Below are 17,801 nucleotides of genomic sequence, written 5' to 3' on the forward strand. Positions count from 1 at the left end.
CGATCTCGAGGCCAAGCTCATCGAATGGGAGAACTTCTACAACTTCAACCGACCGCACGGTGCTTTCAACGGAAAAACACCCTATGAAGCCCTTCGCGAAAGGCTATAATCTCTCCCAGTCGATGTCCCGCTAGATCGTCAACCTTACAGCGTTGGCGGCATCTCGTAAGATTGCATTTCATTTTCAGCCTTTAGTGGTGTCCCAGGGTGGGGGCAGACGAATTCAATTGAATTATGGTGCTCCGCTATTGGAAACCGGTGCAATGCTAAGCGTCACAAGCACCGAAGGTGCTGTGGCTGCCCGCTACCGGGTCACATCCGTTAGCACTGGCACAGCTTTAGCCGAACAAATCGGCGACGCAGACAGTCGCAGTATAACGACAGGTAGCGTGGCAGTAGTAATTGAAAAAGGCGATCCTGCTGCAAATCAGAGTGTCTTAGAACGAGTAGAGTTGCCATAATTTCCGATTATAGATTTAGTACGGAGAGTCGCTTAAAGTACGCCTGAATAAAATTGCGACTGATAGCTACTTATTGCCTGCGCAGGTGGAGGAACGCTCTGATGCTTGCAACTGCCCGATTTATCCTAGTGAGCTATTCTGCCCCCGCCACAAAAACGCCATCTGCGGCGACCTAGCGACGCTGCGTCGGCTTTCCAAAGGCATTGTAGGCCACACCAAGCAGCGCGATCATGACGGCTTCAATTATCATCGGTGGGAATGTCGTCGGCGCGATACCATCGAACGCAATGCTGACGAAACGCCCGAGAAGCGCAAATGTGATAAGCGTCAAAGGCACCATCAGGGGGGTACGGTCTGCGCGCCACGCACCGATCAGCGAAAAGATAGCGCCTGTCAGAAAGAAAGCGGGGAAGTCGGCGCGCATTGTCGCCATTCCCTGCGTCCCCAGCGGAGAAAGCGCGAATTCGGCTGCCATTTTCGTCGGATTGAAAAGGAAACTCAAACCAATCACGATATTCAAAAGACCGACTAGGCCAATCAGGATTTGCATTGTTCTTTTCATCTATTCCGTCCCCGAAAATTGGCGCAGGGTCAATAAATGTCGGCCCTCACCCTCATAATATGGCATTGATAATGTCATTAGATTGCGTCAAACATGATGACAAGACAATTTAATGTAAGGACCACCCCCCATGTACGCGATTAATGGAGCACTGGGCTCGCCTTATTCCATGAAAATGCGTGCGCTTATGCGGTATCGGCGCATTCCGCATATGTGGGTGCATGGCGCAGACTCGCGCGATGCGCTCAGCAAGGTCAAGGCCCCTGTCATTCCAGTGATGGAATATCCCGATGGGACATTTCACAATGATTCAACGCCTTTAATCTATGATCTGGAAGCGCGGCACGCCGAACGCTCCGTGATCCCGCCCGATCCGGCGCACGCCTTTATCGCCCATTTGATTGAGGATTTTGCCGACGAATGGGTGACAAAGGCCATGTTTGGGTATCGCTGGTTGGAAGAGGTGGACCAGATCCAGATGAGCCGCTGGCTCGCGTTTGACGCGATGAAGGGCGGCGGGCTGGCGACCAGTCAGGCCTTTGCCGAACAGTTCCGCGCACGCCAGGTCGGGCGCATGGCGATTGTCGGCTGCGCGGCTGAAAACTTCCCGCTGATCGAGGCCTCAACCCGCGCGATTTTAGGTGCGCTGGAGACGCATGTGGTGGACAATCACTGCTTATTCGGTACACGGCCCAGCATGGCGGAATTCGGGATGTACGGGCAATTGTCCCAACTTGGCGTTGATCCAACCGCACAGACAATGATGCGCGCAGATTATCCCTATAGTTTCCGATGGCTGCTCCATATTGACGATATGTCGGGGATTAACGGGCAATGGGATACCGAGATCGCAGGGGCGGATACGCCTTTTGCGCCGATCATCACCGCTTGGCTGGAACAGGTGGGCGCAATCTACATGCCCTTCCTCCTCGCCAACGCCGCCGCGATTGAAGCCGGAGACGACACATTCAGCATCACGGCCATGGGCCTGCCTTACACACAGGGTGTTTTCAAATATCAGGTAAAGTGCCTGGCTGATTTGCGCGCGCGCTATGCCGCTTTGGAAAATGCAGCGCTGGCGAAGGTCGATCCGCTGTTGGCGCAAACGGGCTGCCTTGAGGCCTTGCGAAACCCATGCGCCTGAAAGGAGCGGTTACCCTCCTGATAACGCTGGCGTTGTTCAGCCCGGCATCGCTGGGCGCGCAGGCGGCACCAACGAAGCGCCCCAATATTGTCATCCTCCTTGCCGATGATTGGGGCTTTAGTGATGTCGGGGCCTATGGCGGCGAGATTGCGACACCCAATATCGACGCGCTTGCCGCAAAGGGTGTGCGTTTTTCAAACTTCCATGTGGCTGGATCCTGCTCGCCAACGCGGGCCATGCTGCAAACGGGCGTGATCAACCACCGCGCTGGCTTGGGCAATATGCCAGAGACAATTCCACCGGAGCATCTGGGCAAACCCGGCTATGAAGCGCGGCTCAACAACCGCGTGGTCACCATTGCTGACCAGCTTCGCAATGTTGGTTACCGCACATATCTGACCGGAAAATGGCATTTGGGACATACGCCCGATACTGTGCCGACGGCGCGCGGCTATGATCGGGCGCTGGCGCTGGCGCAATCGGGCGCGGACAATTTTGAAGATAAGCCCAATCTGCTGATTTATGACAAGACCGAATGGAGTGAGGATGGAAAGCCTGTAAAGCTACCTAAGCGCTTTTACTCCTCAACCCTGATTGTCGACAGGATGATACGCTATATCGACGGCGAAAAGGCCAGCGGAAGGCCATTTCTGGCATCTGTCAATTTCATCGCCAATCATATTCCGGTGCAGGCACGCGATGCTGATATTGCGGCTTATGCTGGGCGCTACTCGGATGGCTGGACGGCATTGCGCAACCAACGCCGCGCCGCCGCGATTGCCAAAGGGGTAATGCCCACAGGTGTTGCGATGGTAACCATGGACAGCAGCGGTGACTGGTCGAAATTGACGGCAGAGCAGCGACGGCAACGTGCAGGGGCGATGGCCGCTTATGCCGCCATGGGCACGGCAATGGATCGGGAAATCGGCCGATTAATCGCGCATCTAAAGGCGATAGGCGCATATGAAAATACTATCTTCGTGTTTTTGTCTGACAATGGTGCCGAGGCCACGGACCCCATGGCCATGGGCGCGTTCACGCGTTGGAACGCCAATCAACTCTATGATCAAAGCATCGCCCAACAAGGGCGCCCGGGTTCGCTGACCGCCCAAGGCGCAGGATTTGCAAGCGCATCTGCCTCGCCGCTGCGGGGATATAAGTTTACCGCGAGCGAAGGTGGTTTGCGTGTGCCGATGATCCTTGCCTGGCCCGGCAATCCTGCGATCAAAGGCGGCACCGTTGCCGCAGGCTTTGCCCATGTCACCGACATGCCGCTGACGTTGCTGAAACTTGCCGGGGTCATGCCGCAGCAAGGCAGTTTTGCGGGGCGCCGCGTCGAGCCAATGATTGGGATGGACCTATCCCCTATGCTCACCGGTGCTGCATCGTCCGTCCATTCGGCGGACAAGCCTTTGGGATATGAATTGTCCGGCAATGCGGTGTTGTTCAAAGGCGATTACAAGCTCGTCAAAAATCTGCCGCCTTATGGTGATGGCCGCTGGCGGCTGTACAACATCACCATGGACCCCGGCGAGACCAAAGATCTGTCGGGTTCAGACCCCGACCGTTTTGCAGCCATGCAAAAGGATTATGCCGCCTTTGCCAAGGCAAATAAAGTGCTGCCGATGCCCGAAGGGTACACCGCGCCCAAGCAGATTTTGGCCAACGCGCTGCGCACGTTGCTGATCCCACGACTTATCGCGTTGTGGCCGGTGGGCGCGCTATTGGTTATGGCAACAGCCGCCGCAATCTGGTGGCGCAGACGGCGGCGAAAGCAGCCTTTGGGGTCCGCGAAACCTTGAAGGCTATCGTACTTTCAGGATGCAGTCGACGAAGCCTTGCGGATCATTTTCCTGAATGAAGTGACCGCCCTTCAACGTGCAATGCGGCTGACCCGCAGTGCCGGGAACACGGCCAATGAAACGACTTTCGCCACCGCGCGTTACTGGGTCGCCATCGCTGAAGCAGCATAAGAACGGCTTGTCCCATTGCTCAAATACTTCCCAAGCGCGCTTCTGATCGGGGATTGCGACATTATTTTCAAACGGAACGAAGCTGGGGAATATCCGCGCTCCAGCCTTATAGCTACTGTCGGGGAACGGCGCGTCATAAGCGGCAATCTCGGCAGGGCTGAGCGCGCGCTTTGACCCAGCGTTGACGATCCTGCCGATTGGAAAGAAGGGGCTCCATTTGGAAAAGGCGCGCCAAATGGCAAAAGCGCGCGGTGGCGGACCACCTTCGGGCAATCCGCCATTGGACAGCACAACGCTGGCAAATCGATCCGGCATTTCTGCGACAAGGCGCAGGCCGATCAGCGACCCCCAATCCTGACAGACGAGCGTCATATCATTCAGGTCAAGCGCCTCGACCCACTGCCGCATCCAGCCAACATGGCGTGCATAGCTATAGTCGGTTTTTTTGCTTGGCTTGTCCGATTTGCCAAAGCCAATCAGGTCCGGCGCGACAACGCGAAAGCCTGCGGCGACGACTGGGCCAATCATATGGCGATAAAGATAGCTCCAGCTTGGTTCGCCATGCATCATCAACACGACGGGCGCATCGCGCGGTCCTTCATCGACATAATGCACACGCAAATCTGTGCCGTCGGAGGGATCGGCAATCTCCACATAATGTGGCTTAAAAGGAAAATCATGGATATCGGCAAAGGCGCTATCGGGTGTGCGAAGGACTTTCAAAAGATTAACCCCTAAGAGAAATTATATTGACACTTTAAGTGTCATATTATGAATGACAGGTCAAGAAGCTGGCCCAAGCTTCTTTGTATCCACCAGCCTAAAGCCGATATGGTCGGTCCCTAGCCCGCGTTCCTGAAACTGGCGCGCGGCGGGACGATAGCGTGCGCAATAATTGGCAGCGCACAGGTAAGATCCGCCTTTTATGATGTTAACCGGTTCGCTGGCGTCGGCGCGCGATCCGCTGGCGCTCGTCCATTCCCAGACATTACCGATCATATCATACAGACCAAATCCATTTGGTTGAAAACAGCCCACAGGCGCGCGACCGACATAGCCGTCGGTGTTCAGATTTTTCACCGGGAACACGCCTTGATAATAATTTGCTTGCGGCTGGCCCTGCGCATCAACCGGCTCGGGCAAAGCCGCCGCACCGCCGCGCGCGGCATATTCCCACTGCGCCTCACTCGGCAACTCTTTCCCCACCCATTTCGCATAGGCCTCTGCATCCTGATAGGCGATCTGGACAACCGGTTCGCGGTCCCGCCCGACGATGCTTTCTTGCAACCCAGAAGGGTGCCGCCACTGTGCGCCCGGTACCCAGCGCCACCAAGACGGGTCGGCGTCCGACGGGACATTGAACACAGCAGAGCCCGGAACCAACATTTCCGGCGGCGCATCGGGTAGCTTGGGCGGATTACGTTCCGCCATGGTCTTGTAACCCGTCGCCTTTACAAAGGCCGCAAATTCGGCGTTGGTCACTTCATGGGCATCGATCCAAAACCCCTTGACCGTCACAGTCTGCGGCGGGCCTTCCTCTGGATAATGCGGATCGTCACCCATCACAAAGCTACCGCTCGGCACCCAAACCATATTGTTGCCGGACTGGCCCTTGCACAGAGCCTCGGGCGGCCCGGATGCATCGCTACAACCAGACAGCCCCAGCGCCAACGCCAGACCGAGAGCTAAGCCGAAGCGTTGCATCAATCCTCCGGCATGCCGGCCATAGCATCGCCCAGCAAGCGCCGCACAACAGCCTTAGCGTCGTCAACAGGTAGTTCCTGATCATGCCGGAGCAATCGCCATGTCTGGAAACTCAATATGACATTGAGGCCATGCGTACCCACCACATCGGCCTTTACCATCGCGGGCAAATAGGACTCAATGGTATCAGATTCGAGCCGCAGCATCCGGCGATAGTCCTGCATCAGATAGGGCGACTGGAAACGTTTGAGATTGGCGGAAATCCGATAAGGCAAAATGGTTTCGAAAACCATCGCCCGCCGATCAGCGATGTCGAGCAGCTTTTCCCGCCAACTAGCGCCCGTGGGTGGCTGAAGGATGATGGGCATCACCTGCGCCTCAATCACCTCGCCCATTTCACGGTAAAGCTCATCCATATCGTCAAAATGTCGGAAAACCGAGCGGAGTCCGACCCCTGCCACCTCCGCAACACGTGCCGCGCTGGGGGCTACATCGCCCTTGCCCACCAAGTCGAGCAAAGCCGCGACGATTTTCGAGCGGCTAGACCGGCTGCGTTCGCGGCGGCCATCGGCGTGCTGCGCCGTCGGGCGGGCTGTCATTTTGTGCGATATATTGGCCATGCCCCATTAGCTTTGCGGCAAACAGACATGGGCGCAAGAGGCAAAAGTGATTGCAAATGTATTTTGGCACAATTAATGCCAATATAATTCTGCGGATAGCTTTGGAGAGGTGAAAGATGAAGATGCTAAAAATAACACGCATTGTGGCGGCGTCTGGCCTTTTGTTTTCTGCTGCACCATTATTGGCGCAGGACAATGTGCGCGAAGCATGCATGCCCGATATCCGTAAATATTGCGCCGCCGAATTGGGCAGCTTTAGCCGCGAAAATGTCCGCGCCTGCCTCATCAAAAATATCAAAAAAACGTCACCCGCTTGTCAAAAGGCCGCAAAGGCGCGGCGCGATGCCGAGCGCGCCAAGAAGACAAGCAGTTAAAGCCATGACGATATGGATAATCTGGGGCACGGCGTTGCTGGCATATGGGGTATTTCGGCTCTGGTATGACAATATGTCCGGCCCGTTGAAACCGGCCGAGATTGAGGCGTTTCTGGCACATGTGGCGGGTCGGTTCCAGGGCACAGGAAATAGCGCGGAGGTTATGCGGGCTTTCCTTGAAGCCGATGATGGCCGCGAATTTGTCATGCTCAATCTGGTCAAAGCGCAGATGGAGCAGGTTGAGGACCCCAAAACGGGGCAAATGGTTCAAGGCTTTGATCTACTCAAGCGTTATTCGAAACGCTTCATGCCAACTCTGTTCCGCACAGGCGGCCACCCCGGCATGGTCGGACGCAAGGTCGGCGGCTATATTGACGCGTGGAACACCGAGGCGGACCCCGATTGGACGATCTTTGGCCTGATGCGTTACCGCAGTCGGCGCGATATGATAAAGCTGGTGATGGACCCCTTATTTACCGAAGGCCATCCCGATAAGCTGCTCGGCACGCTGGCGACTTTTTCTTTCCCAACGCAGCGGGTGGTGTCTTTTTATGTCAGCCCGCGCGTGACGGTTGCACTGGTGCTGGCGTTGCTCGCGGCCTTGGCGCATATCATTTTCCTCACCGTTGCAAGCTGATCAACCCCAAAGTCCGCGAAGGATGAATCCAGAACAATGAAAAAATGGAAATGGATCGGGGCCTTAATGCTGTTGATCGGCGCGGGCTATTTGGGTTTTCAGCAGTATAAAATCTATCTGCCCGGCATCATCGGTGAATGGCGTGAACCCATTGCCGCAAACCGTCCTATCAATTGGGCGCAGGGTCCTGCAGTCGCACCCGCGGGCAAGCGTCCGACCAATGTCATCCTGATTGTCGTCGATGATCTAGGGGTGAACGACATTTCGCTACATGGCGGCGGGGTTGCCGGAGGCGCGGTGCCGACCCCCAATATTGATTCCATTGCCCAACAGGGCGTCAGCTTTGCCAATGGCTATGCCGCCAACGCCACCTGCTCGCCGTCGCGCGCAGCCTTGATGACGGGGCGTTATCCCACACGCTTCGGTTTTGAATTTACCTCTATTCCAGCGGCTTTTGCTTCAAACTTGGCGCATAATGATGGGCCCTCTCCCCATCCAACCATCTATCATGAAGAGCTGAACCGCGACCTGCCCGCTTATGCGGATATGGGGGTGCCCAATGCGGAGATCATGTTGCCTGAGGTGCTGAAGGCCAAGGGCTATCATAATATCCACATCGGCAAATGGCATTTGGGTGAGGCCAAGCCATTGCGGCCAACGTCGCAGGGTTTTGACGAAAGCCTTGGCATGCGTGCCGGCGGGGATTTGTTCATGGCCGAAGATGACCCGCAAGTCGTCAATGCAAAGCTGCCTTGGGACCCGATTGACCGCTTTTTATGGGCAAATCTACCCTATGCCGTCTATTGGGGGGATAGTCAGCGCTTTCGCCCCAAAGGCCATTTGACCGATTATTTCACCGACAATGCATTGGCCGCGATTGACGCAAACAAGAACCGGCCCTTTTTCATGTATCTTGCGTATAATGCGCCGCACACCCCGTTGCAGGCGCTGAAATCAGATTATGACGCCCTGCCGCAGATCAAAGACCATACCCAGCGCGTCTATGGCGCGATGATGCGCCAATTGGACCGGCGGATTGGCGATGTCCTGCAAAAACTGAAGGACACTGGCCTCGACAACAATACTTTAGTTATCTTTACCAGCGACAATGGCGGCGCGTGGTACACAGGTATAAAGGACCACAACACACCCTATCGCGGATATAAAGGCACCTTCTTCGAAGGCGGCATTCGCGTGCCGATGCTGATGCGCTGGCCGGGCAGAATCGCGCCGGGGACCGTGCGCAATGATGTGGCGCAGCATCTGGATATGTTTGCAACAATTGCGGCGGCAACCGGCGCAAACCTGCCCAATGATCGCAAGATGGACAGCTTCAACCTTTTGGGTACTGGGCCAAAACGCGACATCACTTTTTGGCGTTCGGGCCATTACCGCGTGGTCCGCGCAGGGGACTGGAAATTGCAGATTTCCAAACGTCCCGAAAAGGCATGGCTATTCAACCTTGCCACCGACCCAACCGAGCAAGTCAATCTGGCCGCGAAAGACCCCGCGCGCGTGGCGGCACTGCGCACGTTGATCGAAGCGCAAAATGCCGGACTTCCCCAACCGCTCTGGCCCGGCTTACTCGAAGGCGCGATCCGCATCGATGTGCCGCTCAATGCGCAATGGAAGAAGAATCAGGAATATGTCTATTGGGCCAACTGATCGCGTAGGGATGCGAAGAAGCGGTTATTAGAGCAGGTTACCGTAATTCTTAATATGGTTCACGCAGAGGCGCGGAGGGCGCAGAGCCCAGCCGCAGAGGGCGTAGAGGCCAGCCCGCCGTCCCGAACATACTCCCCTTCGTTACCCTGAACTTGTTTCAGGGTCTTAATTTTCAACGTCTCAGAATTAATATCCTGGAACGTCAGTCACCGCAGGTGAAACAAGTTCAGGATGACGAAAGAGTGGCGTTGCTCCTATCATTACGGCGACAGGAGCTAATGTGCATGGCCACCCCGAAAACCCCCACCAACACTCCCATCAACACAGTCTCGACTTTGCCCCTACCCAACGGCTATGGCGTTGGCATGCGTGCACACACCCATTCTGCAATCGTCCTTTTGTCTGGCGGTATTTTTACCGACAACCTAACGCGCGCGCAGCATGGGGGCGCGGCGGAACTGGAGTCCATATATGCCCGCTCTTGAGGCCGCAGATTATATCATTGTCGGCGCAGGGTCGGCTGGGTGCGTATTGGCGGACCGGTTAAGTGCCGATGGCACGCATAAGGTCGCGTTGCTGGAATATGGCGGCAGTGACCGCTCGGTCTTGATTCAGATGCCCGCCGCGCTTGCCTATCCCATGAACACCAAAAGGTGGAATTGGGGGTATGAAAGCGAGCCGGAGCCGCATTTGAACAACCGACGCCTGAACTGCCCGCGCGGTAAGGGCTTGGGCGGTTCCTCCTCTATCAACGGCCTTGTCTATGTGCGCGGCAATGCGCTCGATTTTGAACATTGGAAAGAAGAGGAAGGCGCAAGCGGATGGGGCTATGCCGATGTCCTGCCTTATTTCAAACGCGCCGAAGGCCGGGCCGAAGGTGGCAACGAATATCGCGGCGGCGATGGTCCCTTGTCGACCAATTATGGCCCGCTCGACAATCCGCTGCATCAGGCTTGGCTCGATTCGGCGCAGCAAGCGGGCTACAACCTGACCGAGGATTATAACGGCTATGCCCAAGAAGGCTTTGGCCGGATGGACATGACGGTACGGGACGGCACGCGCTGTTCGGCGGCGAAGGCCTATTTATATGAAGCGCGCAAACGGCCCAATCTGAAAGTCATAGAAAAGGCGCTTGTCACCCGCATCCTGTTTGACGGTACGCGCGCCATTGGGGTGGAGTATGAACGCGCAGGCCAATTGCATCAGGTGCACGCGGCCCGCGAAGTCATCCTGTCGGGCGGCCCCATCAATTCGGTTCAGTTGCTTAAGCTTTCCGGCATTGGCCCGGCCGAGGAGTTAAAAGCGCATGCCATAGAAGTGCGCGCCGACCGGCCGGGTGTAGGCGCGAACCTGCAGGATCATCTGGAATTTTATTTCCAAATGGCCTGCACCCAACCAATCACTTTATACGGCAAGGCCAATCTTCTGGGTAAAGCGATGGTCGGTGCGCAATGGTTATTGGGGCGGTCGGGATTGGGGGCGTCAAACCAGTTTGAAAGCTGCGGCTTTATCCGCAGCCGCGCCGGTATCAAATATCCGGATATCCAATATCATTTCTTTCCCATGGCGATCAATTATGACGGATCGTCGCTGGCATCCGAACATGGCTTTCAAGCCCATGTCGGCCCGATGCGGTCCAAAAGCCGTGGCACGGTCACGCTCAAAAGCGCAGACCCGCATGACAAACCCAAAATCCTGTTCAATTATATGAGCCATCCCGACGATTGGACAGACATGCGGGCCTGCGTGCGGTTGACGCGGGAGATTTTTCAACAGCCCGCCTTTGCGCCCTTTCGCGGACGTGAAATAAAACCCGGCGCGGACATTGTCACCGATGCGCAGATTGACGCCTTCATTGCCGAACATGTCGAAAGCGCGCTGCACCCCAGTTGCACCTGCAAGATGGGCAGTCCGCGTGACCCGATGGCCGTGGTCGACCCCGAATTGCGTGTCATCGGTGTCCAAGGGCTGCGCGTCGTGGACAGCGGTGTGATGCCAACCATCACCACGGGCAACCTAAATGCGCCGACAATCATGATCGGGGAAAAGGCGGCCGATCATATCTTGGGCAAGCCGATGCTCGCCCCGTCGAATGCACCATTTTACGTCTCGCCAAATTGGGATATTGCGCAACGATGATAGAAACCATACTCGAACCCGCCCGCAATATTGATGTGATCCGCCACACCGACGTTCTCGTCGTGGGTTCGGGGCCCGGTGGGCTTGCCGCAGCGTTGGCATCGGCGCGCGCGGGCGTCGAGACCACCTTGCTCGAACGTTATGGCTGTTTCGGCGGCAATATCACGCAGGTCGGCGTGGAGGGCTTCGCATGGTATCGGCACCCCGCCACAATCGACAGCGAAGGCATCGGGCGCGAGTTTGAAGACCGCGCCAAATTGATGGGCGCAGCCATGCCCGAGCCGCAATCGATCAGCCACAGCCTGGATGCCGAAGCGTTCAAATTTGTCGCAGATACTTTGGTTGAAGAAGCAGGCGTCATCCCGATGCTGCACCGATTATGTGTGGCCCCGATCATGGATGGCAACATAATCCGCGGCGTGATTGTGGAGAGTAAGGCGGGCCGTGAAGCGATCCTTGCCAAACGTGTGATTGACGCGACAGGGGACGCCGACATTGCCCATAGGGCTGGCGCGCCAACGCATAAGCATCCGGTGGACGAAATGATGTCGGTCTCAGTCATGTTTTCCATGTGCGGCGTGAACAAAACGCGGTTCATCGATGCGGTGAAGGCCGACCCGCAAACCTATGGCGACTGGGCCGTGGGCGGGGAGTGGGAAGTGATCACCAGCGGTAAAGAGGATGAAATGTTCTCGCCCTTTCTACGCAAGCCGTTTCAAAAGGCGTTGGAGGCTGGCCTGATACCGGACAGCGTTAAGACCATGGCTGGCACTTGGGGCACCGTGTCGGATCAGGGGGATTTGACCTATCTCAACATGTGTCATTTATATCTGGACGGCACCGACCCCGATGCGCTGACGCATGGTGAAATGGCAGGGCGTAAGCAGGCGATGCACGCCATATCAGCGTTGCAGGCGTTCATGCCGGGTTGCGAGGATGCCAAGCTGCGTAACTTTGGCATGACGTTAGGCATTCGCGATACGCGCAAGATTGATGCGGTCTACAACATGACCGCCGACGATGTGATGGAGCAAGGCCGTTTTGACGATAGCATCGGCATCTTCCCGGAATTTATCGATGGCTATGGCTATCTTATTTTGCCGACCACTGGCCGCTATTTCCAATTGCCTTATCGGTCGATGTTACCCAAAAATGTCCGGCATTTGATTACCGCTGGCCGCGTGATTGGTGGCGACAAGGTCAGCCATGCTGCGGTCCGGAACATGATGTGTTGCGCGGTTGCTGGGCAAGGCGCAGGCGTTGCCGCCGCCTTGGCCGTCAAGTCCGACCGGGACTTTTGCGCGGTCGACATCAGCGCCGTGCAACAAGAACTCCGCCGCCAAGGTGCGCGCATTTTCTAACGCTTAGGGTTGGTTTGCAGCTTTACGAAGCGAGATCAGATTCCAGCGCCGCTTGGAGGCGTTTGCGGAACAGCAAGATGAGAATGCCGCCTGCCAGCGCAATCGCAGAATCCATGATCCAAAAAGTCGACGGGTGCATTTGGTCAAAATAGCTGCCTATCCATCCCGCCAACACGTGGCCGATAAAGGGGGAAAGGAACGCAACGCCCATCAGGAAAGAGCCCATGCCCGCAGGCGCGGCCCTGCTGACGATGGCCAAAGTCGTTGGCCAATAATACATCCAAGCCAGCCCCATGATCAGCCAGCCAGCGATGGCCCATCCGGCGTCCACACTGTCCGGCGCGCTATGTCCCCAATTGCCATAAGCGAACAGAAGGGCGGCAAAGGCAATGATGGCGGAGCCAATACCGACCTTCGTCACGCTGCTGGGTTCGCTGCCGCGCTTTGCCTGCCATGCCCAAAACATAACCAACGCAGGGGCCGCCAATATCGCGCCGATGGAATCCATCGATGCAAACCAACTCGATGGCACCTCGCCCAGCGATGTCGCCAAATTCACATATTGATCGACCCACAAGATGCCGATGCTCCACACCATTGGGTAAGCGATTTCCGCAGGTATCGTTAGCGCAATCACCAATAAAAGGACCGCTAAGCGTTTCTTCTCTTGGCGCGTTAATGGCGGATTGCTCTCGCGCTTGCGTGCCACCGGACGATCATCGGGCAAATGGCGCTGCCCCAAGACATAAGCGAGCAGCGCAATCAACATCAAGGCCGCGGCAACCGCGAACCCGGCATGCCAACCATAGAGCGCCGCAACCAATCCAGTGACGAGCGGCCCACTCGCCGCGCCGATGCAAATCCCGGTCGAAAAAATGGTGAAGCCGCGTGACCGCATGGATTCATCCGATTTGGGGTATAATGCGCCGACCTGCGCAGAAATATTCCCCTTCAAAAATCCCGACCCAAGGATCAGAAGCAAGAGCGCCAACAGAAAGCTGGCATAAAAGGACATCGCCAGATGCCCCGCGCTCATCAAGACTACGCCGAGCATTACCGTGCGCTTTGCGCCCAATATCCGGTCGGCAACCCATCCCCCAACGATCGGCGTGAAATAGACAAGGCCCGCATACCAACCATAAATGATCGCCGAAAAAGCAACGTCGCTCATCGGTCCGCGAAATTCGAACATATTACGCAGTGTTGCCAGCCCAATGACCTGCGCCGCATTTTCAGGCAGCAGCACTTCTTTCACCATATACAGCGTGAGCAGCGCAGACATGCCGTAAAAGGAAAAGCGTTCCCACATTTCGGTGAAGGATAAATAAAATAAGCCTTTGGGGTGACCGGATGGCTGGCCAATTGCGGCTTGTTCGATCCTGCCCACGCTTATTCCCCCCCAGATATGCACCGCGCCCCTAGCCGCGCCTGTATCTATGCCCGCTTAGAACAGAGGCGCAAGGGAATGATGGCGGCAGCGTATCGGAGCCTAGGAAGAACCGATGCGCAACGACGCAGCAGGCGGCCATCTTTGCGCGCGTAGCATCTGCAAGACACTATCAAGGATATAATTGTTTTTGGATATATTTTTCTCGGTGTGACATTTGCTGCCATTGCGCCACTTGGGGGGATCATATATGGTTAACGCGTGTATGCGATTGTAAAAATGGCGTTGATGGTCAAATAGTTGACGTTAAAGTTAAAATAAGGGACAATGCGGACTCGCGGTCCAAGTCGTTAGTATCTTGAAATCAGATTCGGGCGTGAAAAAATTTTATGGACGTCAGCAACGCAAACAGTGACATGGCCATTAGCAATTTATCCAAGGGCTGCTCCATTCTTGTGGTCGACGATGACTCAGCCTGTCTCGAAGAATATTGCGATGCGATAGAAAATTTGGGGTATACCGTAATATCCGCCACAAGCGCACCCGACGCATTGAAACAAATCGCGGAGTCGCCAGAGATCGGTGTTGTCATTACCGACCTTGAAATGCCAACTATGGATGGCATTTCATTATTGTCTGAAATTTCCAACCGCTTCTCGCCACATCGACCTATTGTTACCCTAGCACTTACGGGGCATTCGAGTTTGCAAGTCGCGACCAAAGCGATGCAATCGCAAGCGATAGATTTGCTGAGTAAGCCAGTGTCGATGGAGCAAATGGCCGAGGCATTGCGCCGGGCATCCGTGCATTATTTTGCGACGGCTTATCGGTTTCAGATCACGGCCCTGACCAAACGGCTTGATCCCCCAATCTTGCGCGACCCCTTGGCAGGACAGGAGGGTACACCAACGGAAGAAGAGCTTCAGGCGTTTACCCGCATGCTGTTAAAATTCCAGCATAATAGATCGAAATTTTTCGACCCAGCGGTGCTCGCGGGGCCGTCGTGGGAAATATTGCTGGATATTGGGGAAGCCACTTTGCGCGGGGAAGCTGTGCCGGCTTCCAGCGCATCGGCGTCCACACATGTTCCGCTCAGCACGGCGTTGCGGCATGTCAATAATCTTGTTGACGCTGGTCTCGTCCGGCGTTGGATTGACCCAACCGACAAGCGCCGCACATTGTTAGAGTTGGAGCCCGACGCCGTTAGCGCGATGCAGCGTTATTTGGAAACAGCTTGGAAATTGCACCCACTAAGCGAATAAACAGAATCCTGCCTGTCAGGAAATGATGGCGCGTTAGGCGCCTTTGGCTGGCCCTTGGTCTTCATCCTGCGTCTTCAAATTCTGCAAAAGGTCCGTCGCGCGGACCACCTGCTCCTCTATACGCATCACCTTCGCGAGCAAATATTCTGCATCCTCGGTCGAAGCGTTTCCCATTCGCGCACGGATATTCCCGCAGGACAGCCGGATGATGTTCAACGGCTGCATAAGGTCATGCAAAATTTTCGCGTCCACATCCTGAAGTCTGTTCATAGGCGCAATATAAAGCTTTGCTAAAATGTGTGAACTAAATTCATGCACTTTGCGATATCATGGCGACAATCGCGGCATCATATAGCCCATATCGGGGCCGATGGTTACGACGCGATAGCCATATCTTTAAAGTTGTCGGTCAACAATGTACGCTGGATCTCGGCGCTGGCTTCTTCCGTCAGCCTTAGAAAAACGCGGCGCTGATCGTTCGGGTCATATTCCCGCTCGATGATTTTACGCTCCGTTAAAATGGCGAGATGCCGTAGCGCGGTTGTCACAGGTGAAAAGGACGCATGGCACGCGCTGGAAACGCTCGTCTGGAGTCCGGAATGCTGGCGCACAAACAAATCGAGCAATATAAACCAGGCAGGGTCGGCGAAAAGATTGGCAACCGACACCAATCGCGAACGGCGCTTGGTAATCTCAAGAAGGTCCGCCGCCTTTTTCACCGCAATATGCGTTAAGGCGTTGCCCGTGGCTGCTGTGCTTGGCCGCACGTTTACGTCGTTGACATCTGCCTCTACTGTGCGCAGCATGTTCTCCAATTGCGCACGCGTCAGCTTAATCGGAACGTCAAAGGTGTGCATTTGGTCAGTCACATCCGTATTGCTCTGTGAATCAAACATATTTTCCCAGCCATCCACATCGCAGACAATATTGGTGCATGCGTTCGCAATGACCGCCGACGTTCCGCGTTTATTTCAAATGAATGTGGCAAAGTATCAATGCGACCCGATACTTATACCCCATATTCAATTTGTTAGGCCGGGCGCACGTAAATGCACGGCATATCGCCGCCGGAACGGTAGTAAATATAGCCAATTTGAAACTATTTCGACAAATTTAGCTTAAACTAGGGCTTAGAGGCATATTGTAAGAAGATGTAAATTCTTACTGTCCTAAAGATGCCATCAGCCTTTGGCGCCCTGTTGACCATATCTGGACCGGCCAAACGCGTTTTGCGCTCCACCTAAAGACGCATCAACGGCGTTCGATCAACCGCGCAATCCTTGTCAGTACCCCGAAAATGTCCTGAAGCTTATTCACCCGAGCAACAAAGGGGCAAGCTTTGCCCGTTGCCATGCCGCATCCCCAAATTGCGACGCATGAAAAATCGCGGCACGGCGATGGAGGCCGGCATCGCAATCATGGGTAAAGCCAAAGCCACCATGAAATTGAATGGCGCGATCGGCGGCAAAGCTATATGTTGCATCCGCCGCCGCCTTGGCCATGCGCACGGCGATTTCGCCAACGCCTTGGTCGCTGAAACTATTGGCAGCGCTGTATAAATGCGACCGCGCCTTTTCATATTCGACATAGGCATCGACCGTCGGATGCTTCAGCGCCTGATATTCGCCGATTAACTTTCCAAACTGCTTGCGCGTTTGCAGATAGCTGACGGTATAATCGATCACGCTTTGCGATCCGCCACACATTTCCGCGCTTTGCAGGAGATTGGCGGCCTGTTCGATATGCGACAAAGTGGATGTCGCGCGCGCGACTTCGAGCAACGCGGCGCGCGATACGACCAAGCCATCAAGCGACACAGCAAAGCTGCGTTTGGTTTCGTCGATAATCGCCTCACGGCGCAGGCGACCCGCGACGTCCTGCGCGGTCAGCAAAACCAGGGCTGGCTTGCCATCCAACATCACCGATGCAATGACGATATCGGCGGTCTGTGCCCATGCCGCGAAAAGCTTTTCGCCAGACAGATGCACATTGTCACCCTCCAGCTTTGCCGTCGCTAGGATGTTCTGAAGGTCCCAGTCGCCATGCGCTTCGGACAAAGCCAGCGTGCCGATTGCGCCTTCGGCAAGGCGGGGCAGCCATGCAGACGTTTGTGCTTCAGTGCCGCCAAAGATGAGCGCTTGCGCCGCCAAGGTCGATGACACCAAAGGCGACGCCATCAGGTGGCGGCCCATTTGTTCCACCACCGGCACAACCTCAGCCAGCGTCAGGCCAACGCCGCCATGTGCCTCGGGAATCGATATAGCGGTCCAGCCTAAGGCGGCCATCTCGGCCCAGACATCGGCGTCATAGCCCAAATCGCTATCCATCAGCTTGCGGACACGAGCGATAGGCGATTTGTCACGGCAAAAGCTCGTGGCTACATCCAAAAGCTCGATCTGTTCTTCGCTATACCCAAGCCCGGCCATTTGCATGTCATTCTCTCCTCACGCTTATGCTGCATCTATGGCGCGAGGGAGGACACAAAATCAAGGCGATTTAACTGTTCGGTTAA

Annotated in this window: 17 protein-coding genes and 1 pseudogene; 10 read left to right on the forward strand and 8 right to left on the reverse strand. The window is 55.6% G+C overall.

The genetic code is table 11. From position 1 onward, the window contains the following. A pseudogene (locus tag Q0O07_RS01170) lies at window positions 1–109 on the forward strand (IS481 family transposase); the annotation flags it as partial. 524 nt (window positions 110–633) lie between these two features. On the opposite strand, the gene Q0O07_RS01175 reads toward Q0O07_RS01170, so the two are convergent. Continuing rightward, window positions 634–1,023: a DUF4345 family protein gene (locus Q0O07_RS01175; RefSeq protein ID WP_295489325.1), complete on the reverse strand. Its 390-nt coding sequence runs from the start codon at window positions 1,021–1,023 to the stop codon at window positions 634–636. Window positions 1,024–1,153: 130 nt separating this feature from the next. Between Q0O07_RS01175 and Q0O07_RS01180 the strand changes: the two genes are divergently transcribed. After that, window positions 1,154–2,167: a glutathione S-transferase N-terminal domain-containing protein gene (locus tag Q0O07_RS01180; protein WP_295489327.1), complete on the forward strand. Its 1,014-nt coding sequence runs from the start codon at window positions 1,154–1,156 to the stop codon at window positions 2,165–2,167. Further along, window positions 2,158–3,969, forward strand: coding sequence for an arylsulfatase (locus Q0O07_RS01185; protein WP_295489329.1), 1,812 nt, complete (start codon window positions 2,158–2,160; stop codon window positions 3,967–3,969). Before Q0O07_RS01180 ends, Q0O07_RS01185 begins: the two co-directional genes overlap by 10 nt. Window positions 3,970–3,972: 3 nt before the next feature. Here the strand turns inward: Q0O07_RS01185 and Q0O07_RS01190 are convergent, their stop codons facing one another. The 3 genes from Q0O07_RS01190 to Q0O07_RS01200 are packed head-to-tail and all read right to left on the reverse strand — an operon-like array spanning window position 3,973 to window position 6,464. Next, entirely contained in the window at window positions 3,973–4,863 is an 891-nt protein-coding gene (locus Q0O07_RS01190; protein ID WP_295489332.1) for a haloalkane dehalogenase, read from the reverse strand. A 60-nt stretch (window positions 4,864–4,923) separates the two neighbouring features. Beyond that, window positions 4,924–5,844: a formylglycine-generating enzyme family protein gene (locus tag Q0O07_RS01195; protein WP_295489334.1), complete on the reverse strand. Its 921-nt coding sequence runs from the start codon at window positions 5,842–5,844 to the stop codon at window positions 4,924–4,926. Next, complete coding sequence (locus Q0O07_RS01200; protein WP_295489336.1) at window positions 5,844–6,464, reverse strand: TetR/AcrR family transcriptional regulator; 621 nt, start codon at window positions 6,462–6,464, stop codon at window positions 5,844–5,846. The genes Q0O07_RS01195 and Q0O07_RS01200 overlap by 1 nt, the downstream gene beginning before the upstream one ends. 116 nt (window positions 6,465–6,580) lie before the next feature. Between Q0O07_RS01200 and Q0O07_RS01205 the strand changes: the two genes are divergently transcribed. From Q0O07_RS01205 to Q0O07_RS01230, 6 genes are all read left to right on the forward strand, one after another. After that, window positions 6,581–6,838, forward strand: a complete 258-nt coding sequence (locus Q0O07_RS01205) for a hypothetical protein (protein ID WP_295489339.1) — start codon at window positions 6,581–6,583, stop codon at window positions 6,836–6,838. A 4-nt stretch (window positions 6,839–6,842) separates the two neighbouring features. Further along, window positions 6,843–7,475 carry a hypothetical protein gene (locus tag Q0O07_RS01210; RefSeq protein ID WP_295489340.1) on the forward strand — a complete coding sequence of 211 codons (633 nt, stop codon included), beginning with the start codon at window positions 6,843–6,845 and terminating at the stop codon, window positions 7,473–7,475. A 36-nt stretch (window positions 7,476–7,511) separates the two neighbouring features. Beyond that, on the forward strand, window positions 7,512–9,140 hold the full coding sequence (locus Q0O07_RS01215; protein ID WP_295489343.1) for a sulfatase-like hydrolase/transferase: 1,629 nt from the start codon (window positions 7,512–7,514) through the stop codon (window positions 9,138–9,140). Window positions 9,141–9,424: 284 nt separating this feature from the next. Continuing rightward, entirely contained in the window at window positions 9,425–9,625 is a 201-nt protein-coding gene (locus tag Q0O07_RS01220; protein ID WP_295489345.1) for a hypothetical protein, read from the forward strand. After that, window positions 9,612–11,279, forward strand: coding sequence for a choline dehydrogenase (betA, locus tag Q0O07_RS01225; RefSeq protein ID WP_295489348.1), 1,668 nt, complete (start codon window positions 9,612–9,614; stop codon window positions 11,277–11,279). Before Q0O07_RS01220 ends, betA begins: the two co-directional genes overlap by 14 nt. Continuing rightward, complete coding sequence (locus Q0O07_RS01230) at window positions 11,276–12,640, forward strand: FAD-dependent oxidoreductase (RefSeq protein WP_295489350.1); 1,365 nt, start codon at window positions 11,276–11,278, stop codon at window positions 12,638–12,640. Before betA ends, Q0O07_RS01230 begins: the two co-directional genes overlap by 4 nt. A gap of 22 nt (window positions 12,641–12,662) precedes the next feature. On the opposite strand, the gene Q0O07_RS01235 is transcribed toward Q0O07_RS01230, so the two are convergent. Then, on the reverse strand, window positions 12,663–14,027 hold the full coding sequence (locus Q0O07_RS01235) for a peptide MFS transporter (RefSeq protein WP_295489353.1): 1,365 nt from the start codon (window positions 14,025–14,027) through the stop codon (window positions 12,663–12,665). Window positions 14,028–14,443: 416 nt separating this feature from the next. Here Q0O07_RS01235 and Q0O07_RS01240 point away from each other — a divergent pair, with 416 nt between their 5' ends. Beyond that, complete coding sequence (locus tag Q0O07_RS01240; protein WP_295489356.1) at window positions 14,444–15,289, forward strand: response regulator; 846 nt, start codon at window positions 14,444–14,446, stop codon at window positions 15,287–15,289. Window positions 15,290–15,322: 33 nt separating this feature from the next. On the opposite strand, the gene Q0O07_RS01245 is transcribed toward Q0O07_RS01240, so the two are convergent. From Q0O07_RS01245 to Q0O07_RS01255, 3 genes are all read right to left on the reverse strand, one after another. Next, window positions 15,323–15,559, reverse strand: a complete 237-nt coding sequence (locus Q0O07_RS01245; RefSeq protein WP_295489360.1) for a hypothetical protein — start codon at window positions 15,557–15,559, stop codon at window positions 15,323–15,325. A 104-nt stretch (window positions 15,560–15,663) separates the two neighbouring features. After that, the gene (locus Q0O07_RS01250; RefSeq protein ID WP_295489363.1) at window positions 15,664–16,185 is read right to left on the reverse strand and encodes a hypothetical protein; all 522 of its coding nucleotides are present in this window, start codon (window positions 16,183–16,185) and stop codon (window positions 15,664–15,666) included. Between the two features lie 417 nt (window positions 16,186–16,602). Further along, window positions 16,603–17,721, reverse strand: coding sequence for an acyl-CoA dehydrogenase family protein (locus tag Q0O07_RS01255; RefSeq protein WP_295489366.1), 1,119 nt, complete (start codon window positions 17,719–17,721; stop codon window positions 16,603–16,605). Between the last annotated feature and the right edge of the window lie 80 nt (window positions 17,722–17,801).

Source organism: Sphingorhabdus sp. EL138 (genome assembly GCF_945890115.1).
GTDB lineage: Bacteria > Pseudomonadota > Alphaproteobacteria > Sphingomonadales > Sphingomonadaceae > Sphingorhabdus_B.

Excerpts from the sequence above, each read along its gene's own strand:
- Q0O07_RS01175 (WP_295489325.1), bottom strand. The coding sequence starts at position 1,023 with ATGAAAAGAACAATGCAAATCCTGATTGGCCTAGTCGGTCTTTTGAAT.
- Q0O07_RS01180 (WP_295489327.1), top strand. The coding sequence starts at position 1,154 with ATGTACGCGATTAATGGAGCACTGGGCTCGCCTTATTCCATGAAAATG.
- Q0O07_RS01185 (WP_295489329.1), top strand. The coding sequence starts at position 2,158 with ATGCGCCTGAAAGGAGCGGTTACCCTCCTGATAACGCTGGCGTTGTTC.
- Q0O07_RS01195 (WP_295489334.1), bottom strand. The coding sequence starts at position 5,844 with ATGCAACGCTTCGGCTTAGCTCTCGGTCTGGCGTTGGCGCTGGGGCTG.
- Q0O07_RS01200 (WP_295489336.1), bottom strand. The coding sequence starts at position 6,464 with ATGGCCAATATATCGCACAAAATGACAGCCCGCCCGACGGCGCAGCAC.
- Q0O07_RS01205 (WP_295489339.1), top strand. The coding sequence starts at position 6,581 with ATGAAGATGCTAAAAATAACACGCATTGTGGCGGCGTCTGGCCTTTTG.
- Q0O07_RS01210 (WP_295489340.1), top strand. The coding sequence starts at position 6,843 with ATGACGATATGGATAATCTGGGGCACGGCGTTGCTGGCATATGGGGTA.
- Q0O07_RS01215 (WP_295489343.1), top strand. The coding sequence starts at position 7,512 with ATGAAAAAATGGAAATGGATCGGGGCCTTAATGCTGTTGATCGGCGCG.
- Q0O07_RS01220 (WP_295489345.1), top strand. The coding sequence starts at position 9,425 with ATGGCCACCCCGAAAACCCCCACCAACACTCCCATCAACACAGTCTCG.
- betA (WP_295489348.1), top strand. The coding sequence starts at position 9,612 with ATGCCCGCTCTTGAGGCCGCAGATTATATCATTGTCGGCGCAGGGTCG.
- Q0O07_RS01230 (WP_295489350.1), top strand. The coding sequence starts at position 11,276 with ATGATAGAAACCATACTCGAACCCGCCCGCAATATTGATGTGATCCGC.
- Q0O07_RS01240 (WP_295489356.1), top strand. The coding sequence starts at position 14,444 with ATGGCCATTAGCAATTTATCCAAGGGCTGCTCCATTCTTGTGGTCGAC.
- Q0O07_RS01245 (WP_295489360.1), bottom strand. The coding sequence starts at position 15,559 with ATGAACAGACTTCAGGATGTGGACGCGAAAATTTTGCATGACCTTATG.
- Q0O07_RS01250 (WP_295489363.1), bottom strand. The coding sequence starts at position 16,185 with ATGTTTGATTCACAGAGCAATACGGATGTGACTGACCAAATGCACACC.
- Q0O07_RS01255 (WP_295489366.1), bottom strand. The coding sequence starts at position 17,721 with ATGCAAATGGCCGGGCTTGGGTATAGCGAAGAACAGATCGAGCTTTTG.